Raw genomic sequence first — 22,252 nt, forward strand, 5'->3', positions numbered from 1 at the left:
CGACCGCACCCACCCCGACCGCACCCACCCCGACCGCACCCACCCCGACCGCACCCACCCCGACCGCACCCACCCCGACCGCACCGATCGCCCCCGACCGCACCCACCGTCCGCACGACCGCCGTCCGGCACCGAGAGAGCTCCCATGACGTACACGTTCGACCCCCTCGTCCCGAGGCCCATCGACCGGCCGACGCCGGTGCCGCTCGGCGGCGCGCTGACGCCCGAGCAGAGCGTGGCGCTCGACGACGCGAAGATCTTCGTGGGGCCGGCCGACCCCGCCGACCGGCCCGCGTGGCGCGAGCGGCTCGCGGCGTGGCGCGACGACGCCCGGGAGCGCCACGGCTACACGGGGGCGGCCTACACGCGGCCCGGGGCGGCGTGGGCGGCCGGCTGCCGCTCGGTCGCGCAGGTGTGGCTCTGGGACGAGCTGCTCTACTCCTTCGACGAGCGACGCTTCACCCCCGAGCGCTTCCTCGCCGACGCCCGCGAGCGGTTCGGGGGGCTCGACGCCGTCGTGCTGTGGCACGCCTACCCGGTCATCGGGATCGACGACCGCAACCAGTGGGACTTCTACCGCGACGTGCCCGGCATCGCCCAGCTGGTGGCCGCGTTCCACGAGGCCGGCCTGCACGTGTTCGTCGACTACAACCCGTGGGACACCGGCACCCGGCGCGGCGAGGACGACCTCACCGAGCTGGCCGCGCTCGTGCGCGACCTGCGCGCGGACGGGGTCTTCCTCGACACCCTGAAGAAGGCGGAGCCGGAGCTCGTCGCCCGGCTCGAGGCGGCCCGGCCCGGCATCGTGCTCGAGGGCGAGTCCAAGCTGCCGGTGGAGCGCATCGAGGACCACTCGTCGTCGTGGGCGCAGTTCTTCGCGGACTCTCCCGTCCCCGGCGTGCTGCGCGCCCACTGGTACGAGCGCCGGCACATGCAGCACCACGTGCGGCGCTGGCACCGGGACCACTCCGAGGAGCTGCAGTCCGCCTGGCTCAACGGCGTGGGCGTCATGGTGTGGGAGGTCGTCTTCGGGGTGTGGGTCGGCTGGTCGGCACGTGACGCGGCGACGCTGCGCCGGATGCAGGCCGTCCAGCGAGCCGGTCACGAGCTCCTCCTGGCGGGGGAGTGGACGCCGCTCGCCCGGCTGGCGCCCGAGGCCGAGTCCGCCGGGGTGTACGCCTCCCGCTGGGAGGCCGACGGCGTCGCGCTGTGGACGCTGGTCAACCGGGGCGAGGACGACTACGCAGGGCCCGTGCTCGCCGACGGCTCGCGCGTCACCGTCCCCGGCCGCGGGATCGCGGCGCTGGTCCGGGCCGACGGCGTGGCGGGCGGCGTGGCGGGCGGCGTGGCAGGCGGCGAGGAGCCGGCGTGGCTCGCGGGTCTGCGGTCCGCCGTCGCCCGCATCGACGAGCCGGGGGCGGGCGCGCACGACCCGGACGCACGCTTCCCCCACCGGCTCGCCCGCCGGCTGCGGCCCGAGGCCCCCGCGGGGATCGCGCCCGGGCCCGGCGCGGGGCCGGAGGCCGGCGCGGTCGTCGTTCCGGCCGGCGGGTACGTCGTCACGGTGCGGCACCGCGCCCGCGAGACCGGGATGTACCAGGGCGCGCCGTACGTCGACGAGTGGAAGCCGCTGCCGCCGCGCCTGCACGACGCGCGCACGCTGCAGCGCGACGGCGAGCTCGTGGCACCCGTCGCGGTCGCCGTCACCGAGGTGACCAACGCGCAGTTCGCCGCGTTCGTCACCGAGACCGGCTACGCGCCCGCCGAGCCGCACCGCTTCCTGGCGCACTGGGCCCACGGGCACCCGGCACCGGGCACCGAGGACGAGCCGGTGACCTTCGTGGACCTCGACGACGCGCGGGCCTACTGCGCGTGGCGCGGCGGCCGGCTGCCCACCGAGGACGAGTGGCAGCTGGCGGGCGAGGGGCGGCCCGGGCAGCCCGGGTTCCGACGCGGCGAGCCGGCCGTGTGGAACTGGACCGACAGCGAGCACAGCGACGGCCGCACCCGGTACGTCATGCTCAAGGGAGGCAGCGACCACGGCGCCGAGGGCTCGGACTGGTACGTCGAGGGCGGCCGGCGCGCGCCGGACCACGCGGTGAAGCTGCTGCTGCCGGGGCTCGGCCTCGCCCGCGGCGCCACCGTCGGGTTCCGGTGCGCGTGGGACCTGCCCGACGCGCCGGGCACGCAGGACACGACGGAGGTGACCCGATGACCGTCTCGCGCGAGCCCGGCGCCGGCGCGCTCGCCGGCCTGCGCGTCGTCGACGCGTCGACCCTGTTCGCGGGGCCGATGGCGGCGATGCACCTGGGCGACATGGGGGCCGAGGTGATCAAGGTCGAGCACCCCACGAAGCCCGACCCGTCGCGCACCCACGGCGCGGCGAAGGACGGCGTGAACCTGTGGTGGAAGACCCTCGGGCGCAACAAGCGGGCCGTCACCGCGAACCTGGGCAGCGCGGGCGGCCGGGAGGTCTTCCTCGCGCTCGCCGAGCGCTCCGACGTGGTGATCGAGAACTTCCGCCCGGGCACGCTGGAGCGCTGGGGGCTCGGCTACGAGGAGCTGTCGGCACGCAACCCCGGCCTGGTGCTGGCGCGCGTGAGCGGGTTCGGCCAGGTGGGGCCGTACCGCACCCGGCCCGGCTTCGGCACCCTGGCCGAGGCCATGAGCGGGTTCGCCGCGATGACCGGTGAGCCCGACGGGCCGCCCACCCTGCCCCCCTTCGGGCTCGCGGACGGCGTGGCGTCGCTCGCGACGGCGTTCGCCGTCATGGTCGCCCTGTCGAGCCGGGAGCGCACGGGGCGCGGCCAGGTGGTGGACACCGCCATCGTCGAGCCGATCCTGGCGATGCTGGGACCGCAGATCACCCGGTGGGACCAGCTGCGCACCACCCAGCCGCGCACCGGGAACCGCTCGACCAACAATGCGCCCCGCAACACCTACCGCACGAGCGACGGGCACTGGGTCGCCGTGTCGACCTCGGCGCAGTCCATCGCCGAGCGGGTGGTGCGGCTGGTGGGGCGGCCCGAGCTGGTCGACGAGCCCTGGTTCGCGCGCGGCGTGGACCGGGCGCAGCACGCCGACGAGCTCGACGACGCCGTCGGCGGCTGGATCGCGCAGCGCACGCGCGACGAGGTCGTGGCGGCGTTCGAGGAGGCGCAGGCAGCCGTGGCGCCGATCTACGACGCGCACGACATCGTCCGTGACCCGCAGTTCCGCGCCCTGGGGACCATCCACGAGATCGACGACCCGGACCTCGGGCCGATGCTCATGCAGGGGCCGCTGTTCCGGCTCTCGGGGCACGACGGCGTCATCCGGCACACCGGGCGGGCGCACGGCGCGGACACGGACGCCGTGCTCGACGAGCTGGGGTTCGCCCCGGAGCGGGTCGCGGCCCTGCGCGCCGAGGGGGCGGTGTGACCGGCGCCGGGGCCCACGGGCCGGCGGCCGGCGGGGCGCCCGTGCCGCCGCTGACCCTGCTGTACGTGCCGGCCGACCGCCCGGACCGGGTCGCCAAGGCGCTCGCCTCCGGCGCCGACGCCGTCCTCGTCGACCTGGAGGACGCCGTCGCCCCGGGGGCCAAGGACGCGGCCCGCGGGAACCTCGCCGGCCTCCTGGGCGGCAGGGCTGCTGGTCCCGAGCCCGCCGGCCTGGAGGTGCAGGTGCGGATCAACGCCGCGGGCACGCCGTGGCACGCCGCCGACGTGGCGGCCGTCGCCGCGCTGCCGCCGTCGGTCGGGGTGCGGGTGCCCAAGGTCGAGTCGGTCTCGCAGGTGTGCGCCCTGGCCGGCGCCCTGCCCGGACGGCCCCTGCACCTGCTGCTCGAGTCCGCCCTCGGGGTGGAGCGGGCGTTCGAGCTCGCGTCCGCGTCCGCGCAGGTCGCGTCCGTCGGCCTGGGCGAGGCGGACCTGCGCTCCGACCTGCGGGTCGACGACGAGGCGGGGCTGGCGTGGCCGCGGTCGCGGGTCGTGGTGGCCGCACGGGCCGCCGGGCTGCCCGCCCCCGCGATGTCCGCGTACACGCACGTGCGTGACCTGGACGGGCTCGCCGCGTCGTGCCGGGCGGGCCGGGCGCTGGGGTTCTGCGGGCGGACCGCCATCCACCCCGGCCAGCTCGACGTCATCCGGCAGGCGTTCGCGCCGACGGAGCGCGACGTGGAGCGGGCCCGCGAGGTCGTGGCGCGCGTGGCCGAGGCCGCGGACGCCGGGTCGGGGACGGTGGTCCTGGCGGACGGCACGTTCCTCGACGTGGCGATGATCGACCGGGCCCGCTGGGTCCTGGCGCTCGCCGACCGCGCCGGGGCCTGACGCCGACGGCGTCAGGCTCGGCGGCGAGGCTCCGCGGGGAGGCCCGGGTCGTCGGCGCCCTGCGCCTGCGGCAGCGCGGCCGCGGTCTCGCGCAGGGCGTCGAGGCCGCCCGAGCGCAGGTGCGCCGGCCAGGCGAGGACCGTCGTGACGGGTGGCGCGTCGGTCACGGGGACCGCGGCGTGCTGCGGCCACTGCCACGCCCGGCTGGAGGCGGGGATGACCAGGAGGGCCCGTCCCAGGGCCACCAGCTGCGCGAGCTGCGACTGCGTCCGTACCTCGGGCCCCGGCCCGTCGGGGTAGGAGCCGTCGAGACGCGGCCAGCGCGCGATCGGCAGGTCCGGGACGTGCGCGACGTCGGAGACCGTCACTCGGTCCCGGGACGCGAGGGGGTGCGCGGCGGGGACGATCGCCACCTGGCCCTCCGTCAGCAGGTCCTGCGTCTCGAACCCTGCGAGGTCGTCGTACGGGCGGTGCATGAGCGCCACGTCGGCCGCCCCGGTGCGGAGGAACCCGGCCTGCTCTCCCACCTCGCACAGGACCACGTCGACCGGTGCGGCGTCCGGGACGCGCGAGGACGCGTCGAGGAGGGACCGCAGGAGGTCGTGCGAGGCACCGGCCTTGGTCACGAGCGTGATCGTCCGCGACGGGTCCGCGGCCCGCCGGGTGCGCCGTGCCGCCGCCTCGACGGCGGCGAGCGCCGGCCCCGCCTCGCGGCGCAGCACCGTCCCCGCCTCCGTGAGCGAGACGCCGCGCCGGTCGCGGTCGAAGAGCCGGACCCCGAACCGTCGCTCCAGCTGGTGGATCGCGCGCGACAGCGGGGGCTGGGCGATGCCCAGCCTCTCGGCGGCCCGGCCGAAGTGCAGCTCGTCGGCCACCGCGGTGAAGTAGCGCAGCTCGCGCGTCTCGAGACCGTCCACGGCACGACCCTACGCACTCATACCCGGGCGGTATCACAGGCGACCCGATCGGTCTTGGACGGACCGTGCGCGCGCCGCGCAACATCTCTCCCATGGACGAGAAGAAGATCGCGCTGGTCACCGGCGCCAACAAGGGGATCGGTTACGCCGTCGCGCACGGGCTCGGCGCCGAAGGGTTCCGGGTCGCTGTCGGTGCGCGCGACGACGAGCGCCGGGACGCGGCAGTCCAGAAGCTCCGGGCGGACGGCGTGGACGCGTTCGGTGTCGCGCTCGACGTCACGTCCGACGAGAGCGTCGCCACGGCGGCGCAGGAGATCGAGGCGGAGGCGGGGCGTCTCGACGTCCTCGTCAACAACGCGGGGATCTCGGGCAGGCTCGACGGGGGCGCCCAGGACCCGACGACGCTCGACCTGGCCGTCCTGCGCACCGTGCTGGACACGAACGTCCTCGGCGTCGTGCGCGTCACCAACGCGATGCTCCCCCTGCTCGAGAGGGCGGGTGCGCCCAGGATCGTCAACATGTCCAGCGACATGGGGTCGTTGGAGCTGCACACGGGGCCGCTCCTGGCCGCCTACGCCTCGTCGAAGACGATGCTCAACGCGCTGACGGTCCAGTACGCGCGCCGGCTGGCGGACACCGCGGTCATCGTCAACTCCGCGTGCCCCGGCCATGTGGCCACCGACTTCACCGGCCACCAGGCCCCGCGCACCCCCGCACAGGGCGCCACGATCGCGGTCCGGCTGGCCCGCCTGCCCGACGACGGCCCTCGGGGCGGGTTCTTCAACGAGGCAGGCCCCGTCCCCTGGTGAGGACGGACCGGCCCGCCGCCGGACGCCGCCGGACGGCGCCGGACGGCACCGGGGGCGCCGGGCGGCGCCGCACCGCGTTGAGGGCGGGGCCCGGCCGGGCAAGACTCGACCCATGGGCCCGCGCGCGTTCCGCTGGGTGTTGCACGTCGACCTCGACCAGTTCCTGGCCGCGGTCGAGGTCCTGCGGCGCCCGGAGCTGGCCGGCAGGCCCGTGATCGTGGGCGGCCGCGGCGACCCGTCCGAACGCACCGTGGTCTCGACGGCGTCGTACGAGGCGCGGGCCTTCGGCGTGCGGTCCGGCATGCCGCTGCGGGTCGCGGTCCGCAAGGTCCCGGACGCGGTGCTCCTGCCCGTCGACCACGAGACCTACGACGCGGCGTCCGCGCACGTGATGGACACGCTGCGCGGGCTCGGCTCGGTGGTGGAGGTGCTGGGCTGGGACGAGGCGTTCCTCGGCTGCGACGCCGACGACCCGGAGGCGGAAGCGCGCCGCGTGCAGCGGGCGGTGCTGGAGGCGACCGCGTTGCACTGCTCGGTCGGCATCGGCGACACCAGGGTCCGGGCGAAGATCGCCACCGGGTTCGGCAAGCCCGCTGGCGTGTTCCGCCTCACCGCCGACACCTGGTTCGAGGTGATGGGTGAGCGGCCCACCGACGCGCTGTGGGGCGTGGGGTCCAAGGTGTCCAGGCGGCTGGCGGCCCACGGCATCGGCACGGTGGCGCAGCTCGCCGCGGCCGACCTCGACACCCTGGTCGCGGAGTTCGGCCCCCGCATGGGCGCCTGGTACCGCGACCTGGGCCGCGGCGACGGCTCCGCCGTCGTCGACGACACGCCGTGGGTGGCGCGCGGGCACAGCCGCGAGACCACGTACCAGCGCAACCTCACGACGCCGGAGCAGGTGACCGCGGCGCTGAGGGAGCTCGCCGCGCAGGTGCACGCGGACACCGAGGGCGAGGGGCGGGCGGTGTTCCGGGTGGGGCTCAAGGTGCGCTATGCGCCCTTCTTCACCCGGACCCTCGCGCGGAAGCTGTCCGCGCCGACGCGGTCCCTCGACGAGCTGACGGCCGCCGTGCTCGACCTGGCCGAGCGCCTCGAGCCGGGCCGGGAGGTGCGCCTGCTGGGGGTCCGCGCCGAGATGGTCGTGCCGCCGGGGGAGGACGTGTCGCAATGACGACATGACGATCTGCGACACCGGCGGACCGTGACACCGCCGGGCGGGTGACACATCCTCGGAGGGCGGGCTCGCCGGAGCCCCTCGGCGGAGAGGGAGCACCAAGGATGCGTCGGACACTGCTCGCAGGGATCACGACGACGGCCGTGGTCGTCGCCTCGTTCGGGGGCGCGGCCACCGCGGACCCCGGCGGGGGCGGCGCGACGCCGGCCACCGAGCGCCCGGGCGCGGCGGCGACGTCGGTCACGCTGCTGACGGGCGACACGGTGCGGCTCCACGAGGCCGACGGGCGGCGCGCGGTGACGATCGAGCCGGGCGAGGGGCGCGAGACGATCGACGTCCACCAGCTCGAGATCGACGGCGAGCTGTACGTCCTGCCGCTCGACGTCCTGCCGTACGTCGCCGAGGACCTGCTCGACCGGGAGCTGTTCAGCGTCGACGCGCTGGTCTCCCAGGGGTACGACGACGCGTCCACCGACACGCTGCCGGTGATCGCGACCCTGGCGGACGGTGCCCGGCCCGGCGTGCGGTCCCTCGCGGCGGCCGAGCCGCAGGAGCGGCTGGAGAGCATCGACGCGCAGGCGCTCGCCGTCGACAAGGAGGACGCCGGCCGGTTCTGGGAGTCGGTCGCGGCGGGCGACGTCGGCGCCCGGGCGCTGCGGCCGGGAGCCGAGGACGCGGCCCTCGCAGGCGGCGTGGAGAAGCTGTGGCTCGACGGCCAGGTGCAGGTCGACCTGGACGAGAGCACCGCCCAGATCGGTGCACCCACCGCGTGGGACGCCGGGGTGGACGGCACCGGGACGACGGTGGCGGTGCTGGACACCGGCGTCGACGTGGCCCACCCCGACCTGGCAGGAAAGGTCGTGGCCGAAGAGAACTTCTCCACCAGCGCGACGCCGGCCGACGGACACGGGCACGGCACGCACGTGGCGTCCACCGTCGCCGGGACCGGCGCGGGCTCCGACGGCCGGCGGTCCGGCGTCGCGCCCGGCGCAGACCTGCTCTCGGGCAAGGTGCTGTCGGACGCGGGCACGGGCTACGACTCGGACATCATCGCCGGCATGGAGTGGGCCGCGGGCGCCGGGGCGGACGTCGTCAACCTGAGCCTGGGCGGCGGCCCGACCGACGGCTCGGACCCCCTGAGCAGCGCGGTCGACGCGCTGTCCGCCGACCACGACGTGCTGTTCGTCGTGTCCGCGGGCAACGACGGGCCGCGCGGCTGGACGGTCGGCACCCCCGGTGCGGCGGCCTCGGCGCTCACGGTCGGGGCCGTCGACCGTGCCGACGTGCTCGCGGACTTCTCCAGCCGCGGCCCCAGGCTGGGCGACCTGGCCGTGAAGCCGGACCTCACCGCCCCGGGCGTGGGGATCGTCGCCGCCCGGGCCGCCGGCACCGGGCTGGGGGACCCGGTCGACGACCTGTACACCGCCGCGAACGGCACGTCCATGGCCGCGCCCCACGTCGCGGGTGCCGCCGCGCTGCTGGCCGCGCAGCACCCCGGCTGGTCCCGCGCGCAGCTGAAGGACGCCCTGGTCAGCACGGCGGCCACCGGCGCGGGGACGCCGTACGAGCAGGGCGGTGGCAGGGTCGACGTCGCACGGGCGGCCACCCAGCAGGTCACCGGCACCGGCACCGTGCACCTCGGGAGCTTCACCGACGGGGACGACGGCCGTGCCTCGTCGGAGGTGACCTGGACCAACGAGGGCGACGCCGACGTCGAGCTGTCCCTGTCCCTCACGCTCGCGGACGCGCAGGGCGACCCGACCGGCGACGCCGTGGACGTCGGCGGGGACACCGTGACGGTCCCGGCGGGCGGCAGCGCCGGCGTCCCCGTCACGGCCGACGTCGGCGCGCTGCCGGTGGGACAGCACACCGGCTGGCTGACGGCCACCGCCGGGGACGTCGTCGTGCACACCACGGTCGGCGTGGTCAAGGAGCCGCCGATCCACACGGTGACGGTCCGTGGCCTCGACCGGTCGGGCGAGGAGGCCATGGCGTCGCCCGTGGTGCTGCTGGGCGAGGACCCGCGGTTCGACGTCGTGACGTTCGACAAGCCCGGCGAGACGCGCCGGGTCCGCGTGGGCGAGGGCGCGTACTTCCTGCACGCGATGGTGAACGACGGGCAGGGGGAGTCGTCGGTGATCGTGGACCCCGACCTGGAGATCACCGGGGACACGGAGCTGGTCGTCGACGCCCGGGACGCGAACCCGGTGCGGGTCGTGACCCCGAAGCCGGCGGAGCCGCGCGGGAACCTCGGGTTCACCACGTACCGCGACATCGGCTCGCGCCGGCTGTCGAACTCGACGATGAAGTTCGACGGCACCTCGCGGATCAACGTCACGCCCACCGAGCCCGCGGACGGCGGCTACTTCGAGTTCACCTCCCGCTGGCAGCTGGCGGCGCCCATGCTGCGCGCGCGGGAGCCCGGCCGGCACGGCCTCGTGCTGTGGCCGCGGTACGAGCGGTACTCGCCCGAGGCGGACCTGCGGGGAGCCCGTCCGGTCGTGGACGTCGGGCGCGGGCTCGCCGAGGACTACGCGGGCCGGGACGTCGCGGGGGCGGTCGTCGTCGTGCACCTGGACAGCAAGGGGCAGGAGCGCGCCGCCGCGGCGGCCGCGGCCGAGGCGGGCGCCGCGGCGGTGCTGGTCGCGCCGGCCGAGGGGACGTCGTGGTGGGTGAAGTTCACCGGGCGGGGCGCCCGGCTGCCGCTGCCCGTGGCCGTGCTCGCCCCCGACGAGGTGGACCGGCTCGCTCGGCGGCTGGCGCAGGGGCCGACGGAGCTGAGGCTCAGCGGCGACCAGCAGTACCCGTACCGGTACGACGTCGTCCAGGTCTCGCCCGACCGGGTGCCGCGGGACGTGGTGCACCGGGTGTCGCCCGCGAACACCGCGACGGTCGAGGCGGGCTACCACGAGATGGGCGGCGAGGAGTGGTCGAAGGAGCAGCGGTTCGCGTGGCGGCCGTGGCAGCGCTCGACGATCGTCGAGTCCCAGCACGAGCTGCGCACCCCGCAGTCGCGCGTCGAGTACGTGTCGGCCGGCGACACGCTGTGGCGCCAGCACGTCCTGCACTACTTCTCGTGGGACTCGCTCAACCCGATCAGCGGCGGCGCGACGCACGACCTGCGCACCTACGCCCCCGGCGAGCGGGTCGCCTACGACTGGTACGGCGGCGTGCAGCGCCCGGCGGTCCGCGAGGCGTCCCGCAGCGGTGACGAGCTGACGATCCAGGTCCCGGAGTTCGTGCAGGGCGCGGCCGAGACGTCCGCCCGCGCGTCGGCGTCGGAGGCCAGCGGGCGGGTGCTCGAGGACGGTGTCGTCATCGGCGAGGGACCGGGCGTCTGGGGCACGTTCCGGGCGAGGAAGCCGGCCGCGACGTACCAGGTCGAGCTCGCGACCCGGCGCGACGGGGCCGACTGGGAGCTCGGCACCGCCACCCGGTCGGTGTGGACCTTCGGCTCGCGGAGGCCCGCGGGGAGCCGGGCCGCGGGGCTGCCGATGATGCGGGTCGACCACGACGTGCCGGTCGGGCTGGACAACCGGGTGCACACCCGCCGGCCGTTCCACGACCTGCGGCTCCGCGTCGCGCACCCCGGGCTGCTCGGCGCCCGGGCGCCGCGGGTGGCGAAGGTCGAGGCCCGGGTGTCGTTCGACGACGGCGCGACGTGGGAGCGGCTGGACGTGACACGGGCCGGCGGCCGGGCGTTCGACGCGCGGGTCGTGCACGGCCGGCGCACCGGGCCGGTGTCCCTGGACGTGCGGGTGACCGACGCGGACGGTGGCACCCTGAGGCAGACGGTCGAGCGTGCCTACGGGATCGGCTGACCGTCCGCGGTCAGCCACCCGCGCTGCGCCGCGTGCCAGGCGAACTGCATCCGGGTCTGCGCGCCCGTGAGGGCCATCAGGTCGCTGACCCGGCGCTGCACGGTGCGGGTGCTGAGCCCCAGGCGGGTCGCGATGGCCTTGTCGCTCACGCCGGCGACGAGCAGCGACAGCAGGCGCCGCTCGTCCGCGCCTAGGGGCGCGGTGGGGGAGCGGACGGCCAGGGGGTGGTCCTCCTCGTCGCCGGCGTGGCCGACCAGGAGCGGCGACGCGTCCGCCCAGTAGCTCTCGAACAGGGCGATGAGCGCCGTGAGCAGGTTGCTGTCGCGCACCAGGGCGGCCGTCGGCTCGGTGACCCCGTCGCGGGCGGGGACCAGCGGGAGCAGGGCGACCGCCCCGTCGGCGACGGCCAGCCGGACCGGGAGCGAGGGAGCGGCCCGCGCCTCCTCGCCCGCCTGGACGCCGAGGACGAGGCTGTCGATCATGCCCGGCTCCTCGAGCAGGGCCTGCTCGTACACGACCCGGTACCGCACGCCCCGGGCCAGCATGGCGAACTCCTCGTCGTTGTCGGCCGAGGGCATCGCCACGTGACCGGCCCGGCAGAACCACAGGATCTCGGAACGGGTGGAGAGCTGGAGGCTGCGCAGCGCCTGGCGGAGCGCGGCCTGGCCGGTGACGACCTCCACGAGCTGGTCGGCGTGGCGCCGCCGGGTGCTGGCCCGGTGCTCCTCGGCGAGCTCGGCGATCGCCGAGGTGGCGTGGTGCAGCGCCGTCTGGGTGCTCAGGACGCGGGGTGCGAGCGCGACGTCGGGCGCGGTCGCGGAGTAGCGCGGCGGGTCGCCGTGGGCTGCCGCGAGGCCGTGCTCGACGAGCCGGGCGAGGACGTCGGCCACGTCGTCGGCCGGCTCGGCGAGGACGTCGGCCAGGTGCGGCACGTCCGAGGTGCCGACGGTCACGAGCAGCCGGTAGAGGCGCTCCTCGTCGGGCGCGACGCCGGCGGCCGCGAGCGCCGACGTGCCGGGGGCACCCGTCGGGTCCGGGCCCGTCGTGCCCGAGCCGGTCGTGGTGGTCCGTCCCTGGGTCATGGTCCTCCGTCTCGGGGGTCCGGTCGGGCGTCGGGCCCCGGCCGGCGTGCTGCGTCTTTCGGCCGGTCGTCACGATTGTGCAGTACGCTCGGTCGTCATGGCTCACCCCACGCCGACCGCGCCACCGACGCCACCGACGGGCCCCGCGCCCGCGACCAACGAGCGCGAGCTCGAGGCCGAGATCGTCACCGACCTGCGCGACCAGATGACGTACGGCTCGTACCTGCGGCTGGACCGGCTGCTGACGGCCCAGGCGCCCGTGAGCTCGCCCGCCCACCACGACGAGATGCTCTTCATCGTGCAGCACCAGACGACGGAGCTGTGGCTCAAGCTCGTGCTGCACGAGCTGTTGTCGGCGCGCGAGCTGCTCGCGGCCGACGACCTGCCGGCGGCGCTCAAGCGGATCGCCCGGGTCAAGCACATCCAGAAGACGCTGACCGAGCAGTGGTCGGTGCTGGCCACGCTGACGCCCAGCGAGTACGGCGAGTTCCGCGGCGCCCTGGCCAACGCGTCGGGCTTCCAGTCGTACCAGTACCGGGCGGTGGAGTTCCTGCTCGGCAACAAGAACTCCCGGATGCTGCGCGTCTTCGACGCCGAGCCGCCCGCGCAGGACGTGCTGCGCCGGCTGCTGGAGGAGCCGAGCGTCTACGACGAGTTCCTGCGCTACCTCGCGCGCGCCGGGCACGCCGTCCCGCAGCACCTGCTGGAGCGGGACGTCACGCACGCCCACACCCACGACGACGCCCTCGTCGAGGTCTTCCGGGCGATCTACGCCGACCCGCAGGCGCACTGGTCGGCCTACGAGGCCTGCGAGGAGCTCGTCGACCTCGAGGACAACTTCCAGCTCTGGCGGTTCCGCCACCTGCGCACCGTGCAGCGCATCATCGGGTTCAAGCGCGGCACCGGCGGGTCCTCGGGCGCGGCCTTCCTGAAGAAGGCCCTCGACCTCACGTTCTTCCCCGAGCTGTTCGCCGTGCGCACGGAGCTCGGCGTCTGATGGCGCAGGGCCTGCCGCGCCGCGTCCCGCAGGCGCGCGCCGTCGACGGAGGCACGCTGCTGCCCGGCTTCGTCGACGCCCACGTGCACCTGGGCCTGGCCGACCCGCTCGCGCTGCGCGCGGGCGGGGTCGCCGGCGTGGACGACCTCGGCTGGGACCGGGCCGTCGCGGCCGCCTGGCCCGGCACGTCCGGGTTCCCGCACGTGCGCGTGGCCGGCGCGTTCCTCGCGGCGCCGGGCGGCTACCCGGCAGACCGGGCGTGGGCGCCGGCAGGCGCCGTCGACCCCGTGGCCACGCCGGCCGACGCCGCGCCGGCCGTCGCGCGCCAGGTCGCGGCCGGCGCGTCGTACGTCAAGGTCACGCTGCACACCGGGGGACCGGTGCTCGACGACGCCACCCTGGCGGCCGTCGTCGGCGCGGCGCGCGCGCACCGTCTGCCCGTCGTGGCGCACGTCGAGGGGCCCGGCCAGGCCGAGCGGGCGCTCGAGGCCGGCGTCGGGCGGCTCGCGCACACCCCGTGGACCGAGCGCCTGCCGGACGCGGTCGTGGAGGCCGCCGCCGAGCGGCAGGTCTGGGTCAGCACGCTGGACATCCACGGCTGGGGCGCCCCCGACGTCGGGCAGGAGCGAGACCGGGAGGTCGCGCTCGACAACCTGCGCCGCTTCCACACCGCGGGCGGCACGATCGCCTACGGCACCGACCTCGGCAACGGGCCGCTGCCCGTCGGGCTGAACGTGCGCGAGCTGCGGGCGCTGGCCGAGGCGGGGCTGCAGGCGCCCGCCCTGCTGCGCGCCCTGACGTCGCGCCCCGTGCCGGGGCTGGCGACGTTCCTGCCGGGCGCGCCGCCCGACGCGGGCACGGGCTCCGTCGACCTGGTCGAGCTCCTGTCCCGCGCCACCGTCGTCGCCGACCCCGCCACCGACCCCGCCACCGCTTCCGCCACCCGACCGTCCCACCCCGAGGAGGGCACGCCGTGACCACCCCCGCCGCAGCACCGACCGCCGAGCTGGACCCCGCCGCCCGCGCGGCCGCGCTCGACGCCGCCGACCCGCTGGCCGCCTACCGGGACCGGTTCGTGCCGTCCGACGACGTCGTGGCCTACCTCGACGGCAACTCCCTCGGCCGCCCGACGAAGGCCGCGGCCGAGCGCCTCGCGCAGTTCGCGACCACCGGGTGGGGGGCGCGCCTGATCCGCGGCTGGGACGAGTCCTGGTACGAGCTGCCGCTGACGCTCGGCGACCGGATCGGCGACGTCGTCCTGGGGGCCGCACCGGGCCAGACGTTCGTCGGCGACTCGACGACCGTCGTCCTGTACAAGCTGGTGCGGGCGGCGCTGGACCTGCCCGCCGTGGCGGGTCGCGACGAGATCGTGGTCGACTCGGGGAACTTCCCCACGGACCGCTACCTGCTCGAGGGCATCGCGGCCGAGCGCGGCAAGCGTCTCGTGTGGCTCCACCCCGACCCCGCGGCCGGCGTGACCCCGGCCGACGTCGCGGCCGTGCTGGGCGAGCGCACCGCGCTCGTGCTGCTCAGCCACGTCGCGTACCGCTCCGGCCACCTCGCCGACGCCCCCGAGATCACGCGGCTCGCGCACGACGCCGGCGCCCTGGTGCTGTGGGACCTGTGCCACTCGGCGGGTGCGGTGCCGGTCGCGCTCGACGCCTGGGGCGTCGACCTCGCCGCCGGGTGCACCTACAAGTACCTGAACGGAGGCCCGGGCTCGCCCGCGTTCGGCTACGTGCGCGCGGGCCTGGTGGAGCAGCTGCGCCAGCCCATCCAGGGCTGGATGGGCGCGGACGCCCCGTTCGAGATGGGCCCGGCGTACGCCCCGCACCCCGGGGTCCGCCGGTTCGTCTCCGGCACGCCGCCGATCACCTCGATGCTGGCGATGCAGGACATGCTCGACCTGATCGCCGGCGCCGGCATGGACGCGATCCGCGCCAAGTCGGTGCGGCTCACCGAGCTCGCGCTGGACCTGACCGACGAGCTCCTGGTCCCGCTGGGGGTCGAGGTCGCGTCGCCGCGGGAGGCCGGCCGCCGCGGCTCGCACGTGACGATCGACCACCCGGCGTTCGCCGACGTCGTCGGCGAGCTGTGGCAGCAGGGGGTCGTGCCCGACTTCCGGCGCCCGCACGGCATCCGGCTCGGCCTGTCGCCGCTGTCGACGTCGTTCGACGAGGTGCGCGTCGGCGTCGAGGCGATCCGGGCCGCCCTCCTGCGCCGCGAGGACTGACGGGGCGACCGTGACGGCCGCCCGCACCGCTACCCGCCCTGACGCCCGGCCCGCGGTCCTCGACGACGTCGACGCCCGGCCCGGCAGCACGACCTCGTTGGTGCGGACGGTCGTGGGCGCGTACCTGCGGCAGGTCGGGGGGTCGATCGCCGCGGCCGACCTCGTCGCGCTGCTCGGCGAGGTCGGCGTCGGCGGCTCGAGCGCCCGCAGCGCCGTCTCGCGGGTCAAGTCCCGCGGCCTGCTCGACGCCGGGGTGGTAGGCGGGCGGCCCGGCTACCGGCTGGCGGCGGGCGCCGCCCGGATGCTCGAGCGCGGTGACCGGCGCATCTTCACCTACCGGCCCCAGGGGGAGGACGACCCCTGGTGCCTCGTGTCGTACACCGTCCCCGAGGCGCGTCGCGACGCACGTCACCAGCTGCGCCGGCACCTGGCGGGGCTCGGGTGCGGGCACGTGGCCACGGGCCTGTGGATCTGCCCGGCGCACCTGGCCGGGGAGGTGGAGGAGGTCTTGGACGGGCTCGGCCTGCGCGACGCCGCCACCCTCTTCGTCACGTCGACGCCGCGCCCGGCGGGCACGTTCGCCGACGCCGCCGCGCGGTGGTGGGACCTCGACCGGCTCGCGGCGCTGCACCGCGGCTTCCTGGCCCGGCACGGCGACGGTGGCGGCGACGCCGCGCCGCGCGGGCCCGGGAGCGGGGCGTTCGCGCGCTGGACCCGGGCCCTCGACGACTGGCGCGTCATCCCGGCCGTGGACCCCGGCCTCCCGGCGAGCGCTCTGCCCCACGACTGGCCGGGCCCGGTGAGCGTCGCGACGTTCGACCGGCTGCGCGCCGCGCTCGAGGAGCCGGCCACCGCCTACGTGCGCTCCGTCGTCGGCCGCTGACCCGTCGTCGGCCGCTGACCCGTCGGCGCCCGGGCGCGTGGGTGACCGGCGCCCGCTCCCGGTTGCGGCCTTGCGCCGTCGACCGGATCATCGTGGCGATGACCTGCTGTTTCGCCGGGCCGTGACCTGACGGCACGGACCTGGCGCCACGGCGGGCGCGCGCGACCGTCGAGTGGGAAGGTGACCGCATGACCGGCACGACCAGCACGCGACGTACCCACCCGTCGGCGTGGGCCGTGGGCGGGACCGCGCTCGGGGCGTCCCTCCTCATCATGGTCGGTCTCTTCCAGGGGTTCGAAGGGCTGGCGGCCCTCGTCAACGACGACTTCTTCGTGCGGACCTCGTCGTACGCGTTCGCGCTCGACCTCACCGCCTGGGGCTGGATCCACCTGGCCCTGGGCGTGTTCCTCCTGCTCACCGGCTTCTTCCTCCTCGGCGGGAGCCCGGTGGCGGCCGGGATCGCGGTGGGGCTGGCCGGGCTGAGCGCGCTGTCGAACTTCCTCTTCCTGCCGTACTACCCGGTGTGGGCGGTGCTGGTGATCGCGCTCGACGTGTTCGTGATCTGGGCGATCCTGCGCACCTCCGCCGACGACCCCACAGCCTGACCATCGTCCGAGAGAGAGGCAGCACATGGAATCCAGCACTCCGCCCGGACCGACGTCCGGCGCACCCGTGGAGCTCGTGCTCATCGAGTTCCCGAGGGCCGAGTTCAAGGGGGAGATCGTCGCCGAGCTGGCCCGGCTCGTCGACGCGGGCACGGTCGACGTGCTCGACGCGCTCCTCATCCGCAAGTCCGACGACGGCACCGTCCAATGGCTCGAGGCGACCGAGGGGGGTGACGACGAGCTGGCCCGCATCGTGGGCGAGCCCGCCGGCCTGCTCGCCGCGGACGACGTCGACGCCGTCGCGGAGGAGCTGGCCCCGGGGTCGGCCGTCGGGATGATCGTCTTCGAGCACACCTGGGCGCGAGGACTCAGCAGGGCCGTGCGCGGGGCCGGCGGGCAGGTGCTCGACTGGACCCGGGTACCGGCCGAGGCGATCGACGCGCTCGCCGAAGAGATCCAGAAGGAGGACTGAGATGCCACCGATGCGACGGATGGGTCGCCCCGGCCTGATCGGGACCATGGCCCGCACTGCCGTGATCACCGGGACGGCGAACGCCACCAGCCGGGCGATGAACCGGCGTGCCATGGCCCGCGACGAGCAGCGCTACGCCGCCGACCAGTACAACGCGCAGCAGGCGCAGCAGGCGCAGCAGGCGCAGCAGGCGCAGCAGTACCAGCCGCCGCCGCCCGCGCCCGCGCCGCCGCCCGCGCCCGCGCAGGTGACCGACGGGCCGGGTCCGGACGACCTCATCGCACAGCTGAAGCAGCTCGGCGACCTGCGGGCCGCGGGCGTGCTGTCCGACGCGGAGTTCGCGGCAGCGAAGGCCAAGCTCCTGGGTTGACACCCTGCTCGGACGGTGTCCGGGGTGGTGACGGAGCCCGGGAAAGGGGCGGGGTGTGGACCTCGAGACCGTGACGATGCTGACGGTGGTCGCCGCGGCCGCCGTCGTCGCCCCGTTCGTGGTGGACCGGCTCGAGCGGGTCGTGCGGATCCCCTCGGTGGTGGTGGAGATCCTCCTCGGCATCCTCGTCGGGCCCGCGATCCTCGGCCTCGTGCACGAGACGCCCGTGATCGAGGCGCTGTCCGACCTCGGGCTGGCGTTCCTCATGTTCCTCGCGGGCTATGAGATCGAGTTCGCGCGGATCCGCGGGGGCCCGCTGCGCACCGCGGCGGCGAGCTGGGTGGTCTCCCTCGTGCTCGGCCTGGCCGTCGGGCTGCTCCTCGCCGGACCGCAGGCCGGGCTCGTCGTCGGGCTCGCGCTCACGACGACGGCGCTGGGCGTCATCCTGCCGATCGTGCGCGACGGCGGCGCCGCCGGCACCCCGTTCGGCGACCGGGTGCTCGCCGTCGGCACCGTGGGCGAGTTCGGCCCGATCCTCGCGATCGCGTTCGTCCTGTCCGGCCAGCGCCCCGCGCAGACGCTGGTCGTGCTGCTCGTCTTCGCCGGCCTCGCCGTCACGGGGGCGGTGCTGGCGCGCAAGCCGCGCCACCCCCGGCTCGGGCGCGTCGTGACCGCCACGCTCGGCACCAGCTCGCAGGTGGCGGTGCGGCTGTGCGTGCTGGTGGTGGTGGGGATGTTCGCGCTCGCGCTGGCGCTCGGCCTCGATCCCGTGCTCGGGGCGTTCACCGCAGGCATCCTCGTGCACCTGTTCCTGTCCTCCAGCGACCCGCTGGAGTCCCGCGTGGTGGAGTCGCGGCTGGAGGGCATCGGGTTCGGCTTCCTCATCCCGGTCTTCTTCGTCATGAGCGGCGTGACGCTCGACGTCCGGTCCCTGATGGCGGACCCGGCCGTCCTGGTCTCGGTGCCGATCATCGTCGCGCTCTTCCTCGCGGTGAGGTGCCTGCCGACCTACCTGTTCCACCGCCGGGCCCTGGGCCGGACCGACGCGCTGGCCCTGGGCATGATGTCGGCGACGGCGCTGCCGCTGGTCGTGGTCATCACGACCGTCGGGACGACGGCGGGCCTGCTGCCCGAGGCCAACGCCGCGGCCGTCGTGCTGGCGGCGATCGCGTCCGTGCTGGTCTTCCCGGTGGTGGCCGAACAGCTGCGGGCCCGGCCGGGGCCGCAGCACGACGAGACGAGCGAGGAGGCCCGGCGATGACCCAGGTCGAGGCGGCGGCACCGCCGCGCGGGTTCACGCGGCTCCTGGCGCTGTCCGCGGCGCTGGGGGTCCCGGTGTCGGTCGCGGCCTTCCTGTTCCTGGTGGTGCTGCACGAGCTGACGCACCTCGTGTGGGAGGTGCTGCCCGGCGCCTGGGGCCTGCCCGGCGTGCCGTGGTGGTGGCCGCTGCCGTGGCTGCTGCTCGCGGGCGTCGGGGTCGGGGTCGCGGTCCGGTTCCTGCCGGGCCACGGCGGGCACGTCCCGGTGGACGGCCTGAGCATGGGTGTCGTGCCCGCGTCGTTCGTCCCGGGCATCCTGCTGGCCGCGGTCGCGGGGCTGCCCCTCGGCGTCGTCCTCGGCCCCGAGGCGCCCCTGCTCGCCGTCGGCGCGGCGCTCGCCGTGGTCCTGGTGCGGCCGTGGGACGCGAGCCTCGGCGACCCGGGCCGCCAGGTCCTCGCCGTGGCGGGGTCGGCGGCCGCGCTGTCGGCCATCTTCGGCAACCCGCTGGTGGGCGCCGTCTTCGTCATCGAGGCGGCGGGCCTCTCGGGCCTGTCCGGCGCGAAGCTGACCCGGGTGGTGCTGCCGTGCCTGCTTGCCTCCGGCATCGGCGCGCTCGTCTTCACCGGGATGGGGAGCTGGACCGGTCTTGAGATCGCGTCGCTCGCCCTGCCGGACGTCGACGGGCCCGTGCGGCCCGACCTGGCCGACGTGCTGTGGACGGTGCCGGTGGCGGTGGTGGTCGCCGTCGGCGTCCGGCTCGTGCACCGGCTGGGCGCCGCCGTCGCGCGGCGCGCGGCCGCACGGCCGTTCGCGGCCGCCGTCACCGGGGCGCTCGTGGTGGGCGTCTGCGCGTCCGCCTACGCGCTGGTGACGGGGCGTTCGCCGATGGAGGTGGCGCTGTCCGGGCAGGACCTGCTCGCCCCGCTGGCGGCCGACCCCGCGGCGTGGGGGGCCGGTGCGCTGGTCGCGCTGCTGGTGCTCAAGGGGGTCGCGTACGGGGTGTCGCTCGGCACGCTGCGCGGCGGCCCGATCTTCCCGGCGGTGCTCCTCGGGGCGGCGGCGGGCGTGCTGGTCGCGGGACTGCCGGGGTTCGGCGTGGTCCCCGCGCTCGCCGCCGGCATGGCGGCGGCGACCGCGGCGACGCTGCCGTTCCCGGTGTCGTCGGCCGTGCTGGTGGTGATGCTGCTCGGGGCGTCGGCGCCCGCGATGGCGCCGGTCGTGCTGCTCGCCGTGGTGGTGGGGTACGTCACCGAGCACCACGTGCTGCGTCCGCGCCGGGAGGCGGCCGAGGTCACTCCCCGGTGACGCCGTCCACCGCCTCGCGCAGCAGGTCGGCGTGGCCGTTGTGGCGGGCGTACTCCTCGATCATGTGCACGAGGATCCACCGCAGGCTGAAGGCCCCCTCGCCGTGGCGGCTCGACTCGCGCCGGCTGAGGCTTTCCAGCCCGTCGTCGGAGGCCAGCGCGGCGTCGATGCGGCGGTCGGCGTCGGCGACGGCGGCCTCGAACAACGCCCTGAGGTCCTCGGGGGAGTCGTCGGCGGCCGTGGTGAACTCCCAGTCGCGGTCCGCGTCCCAGTCGGCGGTGTCGAAGGGGGCCATCACCGTCCCGCCGTCGAGCACCGCCGCGAACCAGTCGGACTCGACGAGCGCGAGGTGCTTGAGCAGGCCGCCGAGCGTGAGCGTGCTCGGGGGGTGGGGCGTGCGCAGCTGCTCGGCGGACAGGCCTGCGGTCTTCCAGCGCAGGGTGTCGCGGTGGTAGTCGAGGTAGGCCCGCAGCGTGGTGGCCTCGTCCACCCGCAGCGGTGGGTCGACCCGGGTGGAGGCCGGCGGTTCCACGGTTGTGGCGCCCTCCTCCTCGACGGTCGCCCGCACGGGCACTCGCAGCTCGCCGCGGTCGAGCGCGGCGCGGACGGCCGCCGCGGTGGCCGCCGGCTCCTCGTCGCCCGTGTCTCGCGCGTGCGCCTCCAGCTCGCCCAGGTCGGCGAACGACGCGTGGACGCTGCGGACGGCGGCCGGGTCGCGCAGCTCGGCGTCGGAGCGGTCGGTGGCCCGGGCGAGGGCGACCTCGAGGCCGGGTCGCAGGACGACGTACGCGAGGTCCCAGCCCTCCCGCGCGGCGGCGGCGCGGAACGGCGGGAGGAACCACGGGCCGACGACGCCGTCCAGGACGACGTCGTAGCCGCCGCGGACGTAAGCGCCGACGGCGCCGACGAGCGCCGCGGCGACCGTGTCGTTCTGCTGCTGCGAGCCGGACAGGTACGGCGGCACGAAGCCGGTGGCGATCGACCGGTAGAACGTGTCGCTCGTGAGGTTCACGGTCGGTCGGGCGGCGTCCGCCGTGAGCAGGGCGGCCACGGTGGTCTTTCCGGCGCCCGACGGGCCGGTGAGGATGGTCACGGTCACCCGGGTGACCCTAGCGGGTGGGCGGGACGGCGCGGGCCTGATTTCTCGGCGCCGCCCCCGGAGCGACGTCGTCAGCCGTGCGCCAGCTCGCGCGCCCGCTCCAGGACGTCGTCGAGCATCCGCGGGGTGAGTCGGCCGGTGAAGGTGTTCTGCTGCGAGACGTGGAAGCAGCCGAGCACGGTCAGGGTGCCGGGGCCGGGGTCCTCGGACCGTGCCCGGCGCAGGGTCACCTCGGTGCCATGCGCGAAGCGCGGCCGGGGTCGCGGCACCTCCCACCCCTGCTCGTCGAGCGTCGTCAGCAGCGCCTGCCAGCCGATGGCGCCGAGGGCGACGGCCACGCGCACCCCGTCGCCCACGAGCTCGAGCTCCCGGGCCAGGTAGGGGGCACAGCGCCGGCGTTCGGCGGGCGTGGGCTTGTTGGCGGGCGGGGCGCACCGCACGGGTGCCGTGACGCGGATGCCGCGCAGCTCCAGGCCGTCGTCGGCCGCGGTGGACGTGGCCTGGTTGGCGAACCCGGTGCGGTGCATCGCGGCGAACAGGAAGTCCCCGCTGCGGTCGCCGGTGAACATCCGCCCGGTGCGGTTGGCGCCGTGCGCCGCCGGCGCGAGCCCGACGACGACCACCGCCGCCTGCGGGTCGCCGAAGCCGGGCACCGGCCGGCCCCAGTAGGTCTGGTCGCGGAACGCGGCGCGGCGGGTCGCGGCGACCTCCTCCCGCCACGCGACGAGGCGCGGGCAGGCGCGGCAGTCGACGAGGTGGTCGTCGAGCGCGGCCAGGCTCCCGGCCGTGCGCGCGGCCTCGGGGTACCGGGGCGACGCAGGGTCGGCGGGGTCGGCGGGGACGGAGCGGCCGGCGCCGCCGGACGGCACGGACGGGGTGGGAGGCACGGACCCATCCTCGCCGGGACGTGCGTCGGCC

Annotated in this window: 19 protein-coding genes; 15 read left to right on the plus strand and 4 right to left on the minus strand. The window is 76.0% G+C overall.

The features are described 5' to 3' along the window. The 3 genes from IEW03_RS19525 to IEW03_RS19535 all read left to right on the plus strand — a co-directional run. Window positions 1-2,215, plus strand: a 2,215-nt coding sequence (locus tag IEW03_RS19525) for an SUMF1/EgtB/PvdO family nonheme iron enzyme (protein WP_229738451.1), incomplete at its 5' end; no start/stop codon positions are given. After that, window positions 2,212-3,420 carry a CaiB/BaiF CoA transferase family protein gene (locus tag IEW03_RS19530; protein WP_188525395.1) on the plus strand — a complete coding sequence of 403 codons (1,209 nt, stop codon included), beginning with the start codon at window positions 2,212-2,214 and terminating at the stop codon, window positions 3,418-3,420. The genes IEW03_RS19525 and IEW03_RS19530, both read left to right, overlap by 4 nt. Continuing rightward, window positions 3,417-4,307, plus strand: a complete 891-nt coding sequence (locus IEW03_RS19535; RefSeq protein ID WP_229738452.1) for an HpcH/HpaI aldolase/citrate lyase family protein — start codon at window positions 3,417-3,419, stop codon at window positions 4,305-4,307. Before IEW03_RS19530 ends, IEW03_RS19535 begins: the two co-directional genes overlap by 4 nt. Before the next feature lie 11 nt (window positions 4,308-4,318). Here IEW03_RS19535 and IEW03_RS19540 read toward each other — a convergent pair whose 3' ends face one another. Further along, entirely contained in the window at window positions 4,319-5,224 is a 906-nt protein-coding gene (locus tag IEW03_RS19540) for a LysR family transcriptional regulator (RefSeq protein ID WP_188525396.1), read from the minus strand. 92 nt (window positions 5,225-5,316) lie between these two features. Here IEW03_RS19540 and IEW03_RS19545 point away from each other — a divergent pair, with 92 nt between their 5' ends. The 3 genes from IEW03_RS19545 to IEW03_RS19555 all read left to right on the plus strand — a co-directional run bounded on the left by IEW03_RS19545 (window position 5,317) and on the right by IEW03_RS19555 (window position 11,028). After that, a complete protein-coding gene (locus IEW03_RS19545; protein WP_188525397.1) occupies window positions 5,317-6,033 on the plus strand; it encodes an SDR family oxidoreductase in 717 nt (238 codons plus the stop codon). Window positions 6,034-6,145: 112 nt separating this feature from the next. Then, the gene (locus tag IEW03_RS19550; protein ID WP_188525398.1) at window positions 6,146-7,204 is read left to right on the plus strand and encodes a DNA polymerase IV; all 1,059 of its coding nucleotides are present in this window, start codon (window positions 6,146-6,148) and stop codon (window positions 7,202-7,204) included. A 107-nt stretch (window positions 7,205-7,311) separates the two neighbouring features. Further along, window positions 7,312-11,028: a S8 family serine peptidase gene (locus IEW03_RS19555; RefSeq protein ID WP_188525399.1), complete on the plus strand. Its 3,717-nt coding sequence runs from the start codon at window positions 7,312-7,314 to the stop codon at window positions 11,026-11,028. Here the strand turns inward: IEW03_RS19555 and IEW03_RS19560 are convergent. Then, window positions 11,013-12,110, minus strand: a complete 1,098-nt coding sequence (locus IEW03_RS19560) for a LuxR C-terminal-related transcriptional regulator (protein WP_188525400.1) — start codon at window positions 12,108-12,110, stop codon at window positions 11,013-11,015. The genes IEW03_RS19555 and IEW03_RS19560 overlap by 16 nt on opposite strands. Window positions 12,111-12,207: 97 nt before the next feature. On the opposite strand from IEW03_RS19560, the gene kynA reads away from it, so the two are divergent. The 9 genes from kynA to IEW03_RS19605 all read left to right on the plus strand — a co-directional run bounded on the left by kynA (window position 12,208) and on the right by IEW03_RS19605 (window position 20,235). Next, window positions 12,208-13,107 carry a tryptophan 2,3-dioxygenase gene (gene kynA, locus IEW03_RS19565; RefSeq protein WP_188525401.1) on the plus strand — a complete coding sequence of 300 codons (900 nt, stop codon included), beginning with the start codon at window positions 12,208-12,210 and terminating at the stop codon, window positions 13,105-13,107. After that, window positions 13,107-14,084 (plus strand): amidohydrolase family protein, encoded by a 978-nt coding sequence (locus IEW03_RS19570; RefSeq protein ID WP_188525402.1) that lies wholly within the window; start codon window positions 13,107-13,109, stop codon window positions 14,082-14,084. The genes kynA and IEW03_RS19570 overlap by 1 nt, the downstream gene beginning before the upstream one ends. Further along, entirely contained in the window at window positions 14,081-15,340 is a 1,260-nt protein-coding gene (locus IEW03_RS19575) for a kynureninase (RefSeq protein ID WP_229738453.1), read from the plus strand. The genes IEW03_RS19570 and IEW03_RS19575 overlap by 4 nt, the downstream gene beginning before the upstream one ends. 10 nt (window positions 15,341-15,350) lie before the next feature. Further along, the gene (locus tag IEW03_RS19580) at window positions 15,351-16,223 is read left to right on the plus strand and encodes a PaaX family transcriptional regulator (RefSeq protein WP_188525403.1); all 873 of its coding nucleotides are present in this window, start codon (window positions 15,351-15,353) and stop codon (window positions 16,221-16,223) included. Between the two features lie 188 nt (window positions 16,224-16,411). After that, window positions 16,412-16,828, plus strand: a complete 417-nt coding sequence (locus tag IEW03_RS19585; protein WP_188525404.1) for a DUF7144 family membrane protein — start codon at window positions 16,412-16,414, stop codon at window positions 16,826-16,828. 25 nt (window positions 16,829-16,853) lie between these two features. Beyond that, window positions 16,854-17,300: a DUF6325 family protein gene (locus tag IEW03_RS19590; RefSeq protein WP_188525405.1), complete on the plus strand. Its 447-nt coding sequence runs from the start codon at window positions 16,854-16,856 to the stop codon at window positions 17,298-17,300. Window positions 17,301-17,346: 46 nt separating this feature from the next. Then, window positions 17,347-17,670: an SHOCT domain-containing protein gene (locus IEW03_RS19595; RefSeq protein ID WP_229738454.1), complete on the plus strand. Its 324-nt coding sequence runs from the start codon at window positions 17,347-17,349 to the stop codon at window positions 17,668-17,670. 55 nt (window positions 17,671-17,725) lie between these two features. Beyond that, window positions 17,726-18,931 carry a cation:proton antiporter gene (locus tag IEW03_RS19600; RefSeq protein ID WP_229738455.1) on the plus strand — a complete coding sequence of 402 codons (1,206 nt, stop codon included), beginning with the start codon at window positions 17,726-17,728 and terminating at the stop codon, window positions 18,929-18,931. Further along, a complete protein-coding gene (locus IEW03_RS19605) occupies window positions 18,928-20,235 on the plus strand; it encodes a chloride channel protein (protein WP_188525406.1) in 1,308 nt (435 codons plus the stop codon). The genes IEW03_RS19600 and IEW03_RS19605 overlap by 4 nt, the downstream gene beginning before the upstream one ends. Here IEW03_RS19605 and IEW03_RS20630 read toward each other — a convergent pair. Next, the gene (locus IEW03_RS20630; protein ID WP_308808278.1) at window positions 20,222-21,334 is read right to left on the minus strand and encodes a DinB family protein; all 1,113 of its coding nucleotides are present in this window, start codon (window positions 21,332-21,334) and stop codon (window positions 20,222-20,224) included. The two genes, IEW03_RS19605 and IEW03_RS20630, sit on opposite strands and share 14 nt — an antisense overlap. Window positions 21,335-21,405: 71 nt before the next feature. Further along, a complete protein-coding gene (locus IEW03_RS19620) occupies window positions 21,406-22,221 on the minus strand; it encodes a uracil-DNA glycosylase (RefSeq protein WP_371870643.1) in 816 nt (271 codons plus the stop codon). Window positions 22,222-22,252: the final 31 nt, after the last annotated feature.

It is taken from the genome of Isoptericola cucumis, assembly GCF_014635665.1.
GTDB classification, from domain to species: domain Bacteria; phylum Actinomycetota; class Actinomycetes; order Actinomycetales; family Cellulomonadaceae; genus Isoptericola; species Isoptericola cucumis.

Coding starts and splice junctions, on each gene's coding strand:
- IEW03_RS19530 (WP_188525395.1), top strand. CDS start 2,212: ATGACCGTCTCGCGCGAGCCCGGCGCCGGCGCGCTCGCCGGCCTGCGC.
- IEW03_RS19555 (WP_188525399.1), top strand. CDS start 7,312: ATGCGTCGGACACTGCTCGCAGGGATCACGACGACGGCCGTGGTCGTC.
- IEW03_RS19545 (WP_188525397.1), top strand. CDS start 5,317: ATGGACGAGAAGAAGATCGCGCTGGTCACCGGCGCCAACAAGGGGATC.
- IEW03_RS19585 (WP_188525404.1), top strand. CDS start 16,412: ATGACCGGCACGACCAGCACGCGACGTACCCACCCGTCGGCGTGGGCC.
- IEW03_RS19550 (WP_188525398.1), top strand. CDS start 6,146: ATGGGCCCGCGCGCGTTCCGCTGGGTGTTGCACGTCGACCTCGACCAG.
- IEW03_RS19605 (WP_188525406.1), top strand. CDS start 18,928: ATGACCCAGGTCGAGGCGGCGGCACCGCCGCGCGGGTTCACGCGGCTC.
- IEW03_RS19595 (WP_229738454.1), top strand. CDS start 17,347: ATGGCCCGCACTGCCGTGATCACCGGGACGGCGAACGCCACCAGCCGG.
- kynA (WP_188525401.1), top strand. CDS start 12,208: ATGGCTCACCCCACGCCGACCGCGCCACCGACGCCACCGACGGGCCCC.
- IEW03_RS19590 (WP_188525405.1), top strand. CDS start 16,854: ATGGAATCCAGCACTCCGCCCGGACCGACGTCCGGCGCACCCGTGGAG.
- IEW03_RS19570 (WP_188525402.1), top strand. CDS start 13,107: ATGGCGCAGGGCCTGCCGCGCCGCGTCCCGCAGGCGCGCGCCGTCGAC.
- IEW03_RS19560 (WP_188525400.1), bottom strand. CDS start 12,110: ATGACCCAGGGACGGACCACCACGACCGGCTCGGGCACGACGGGCCCG.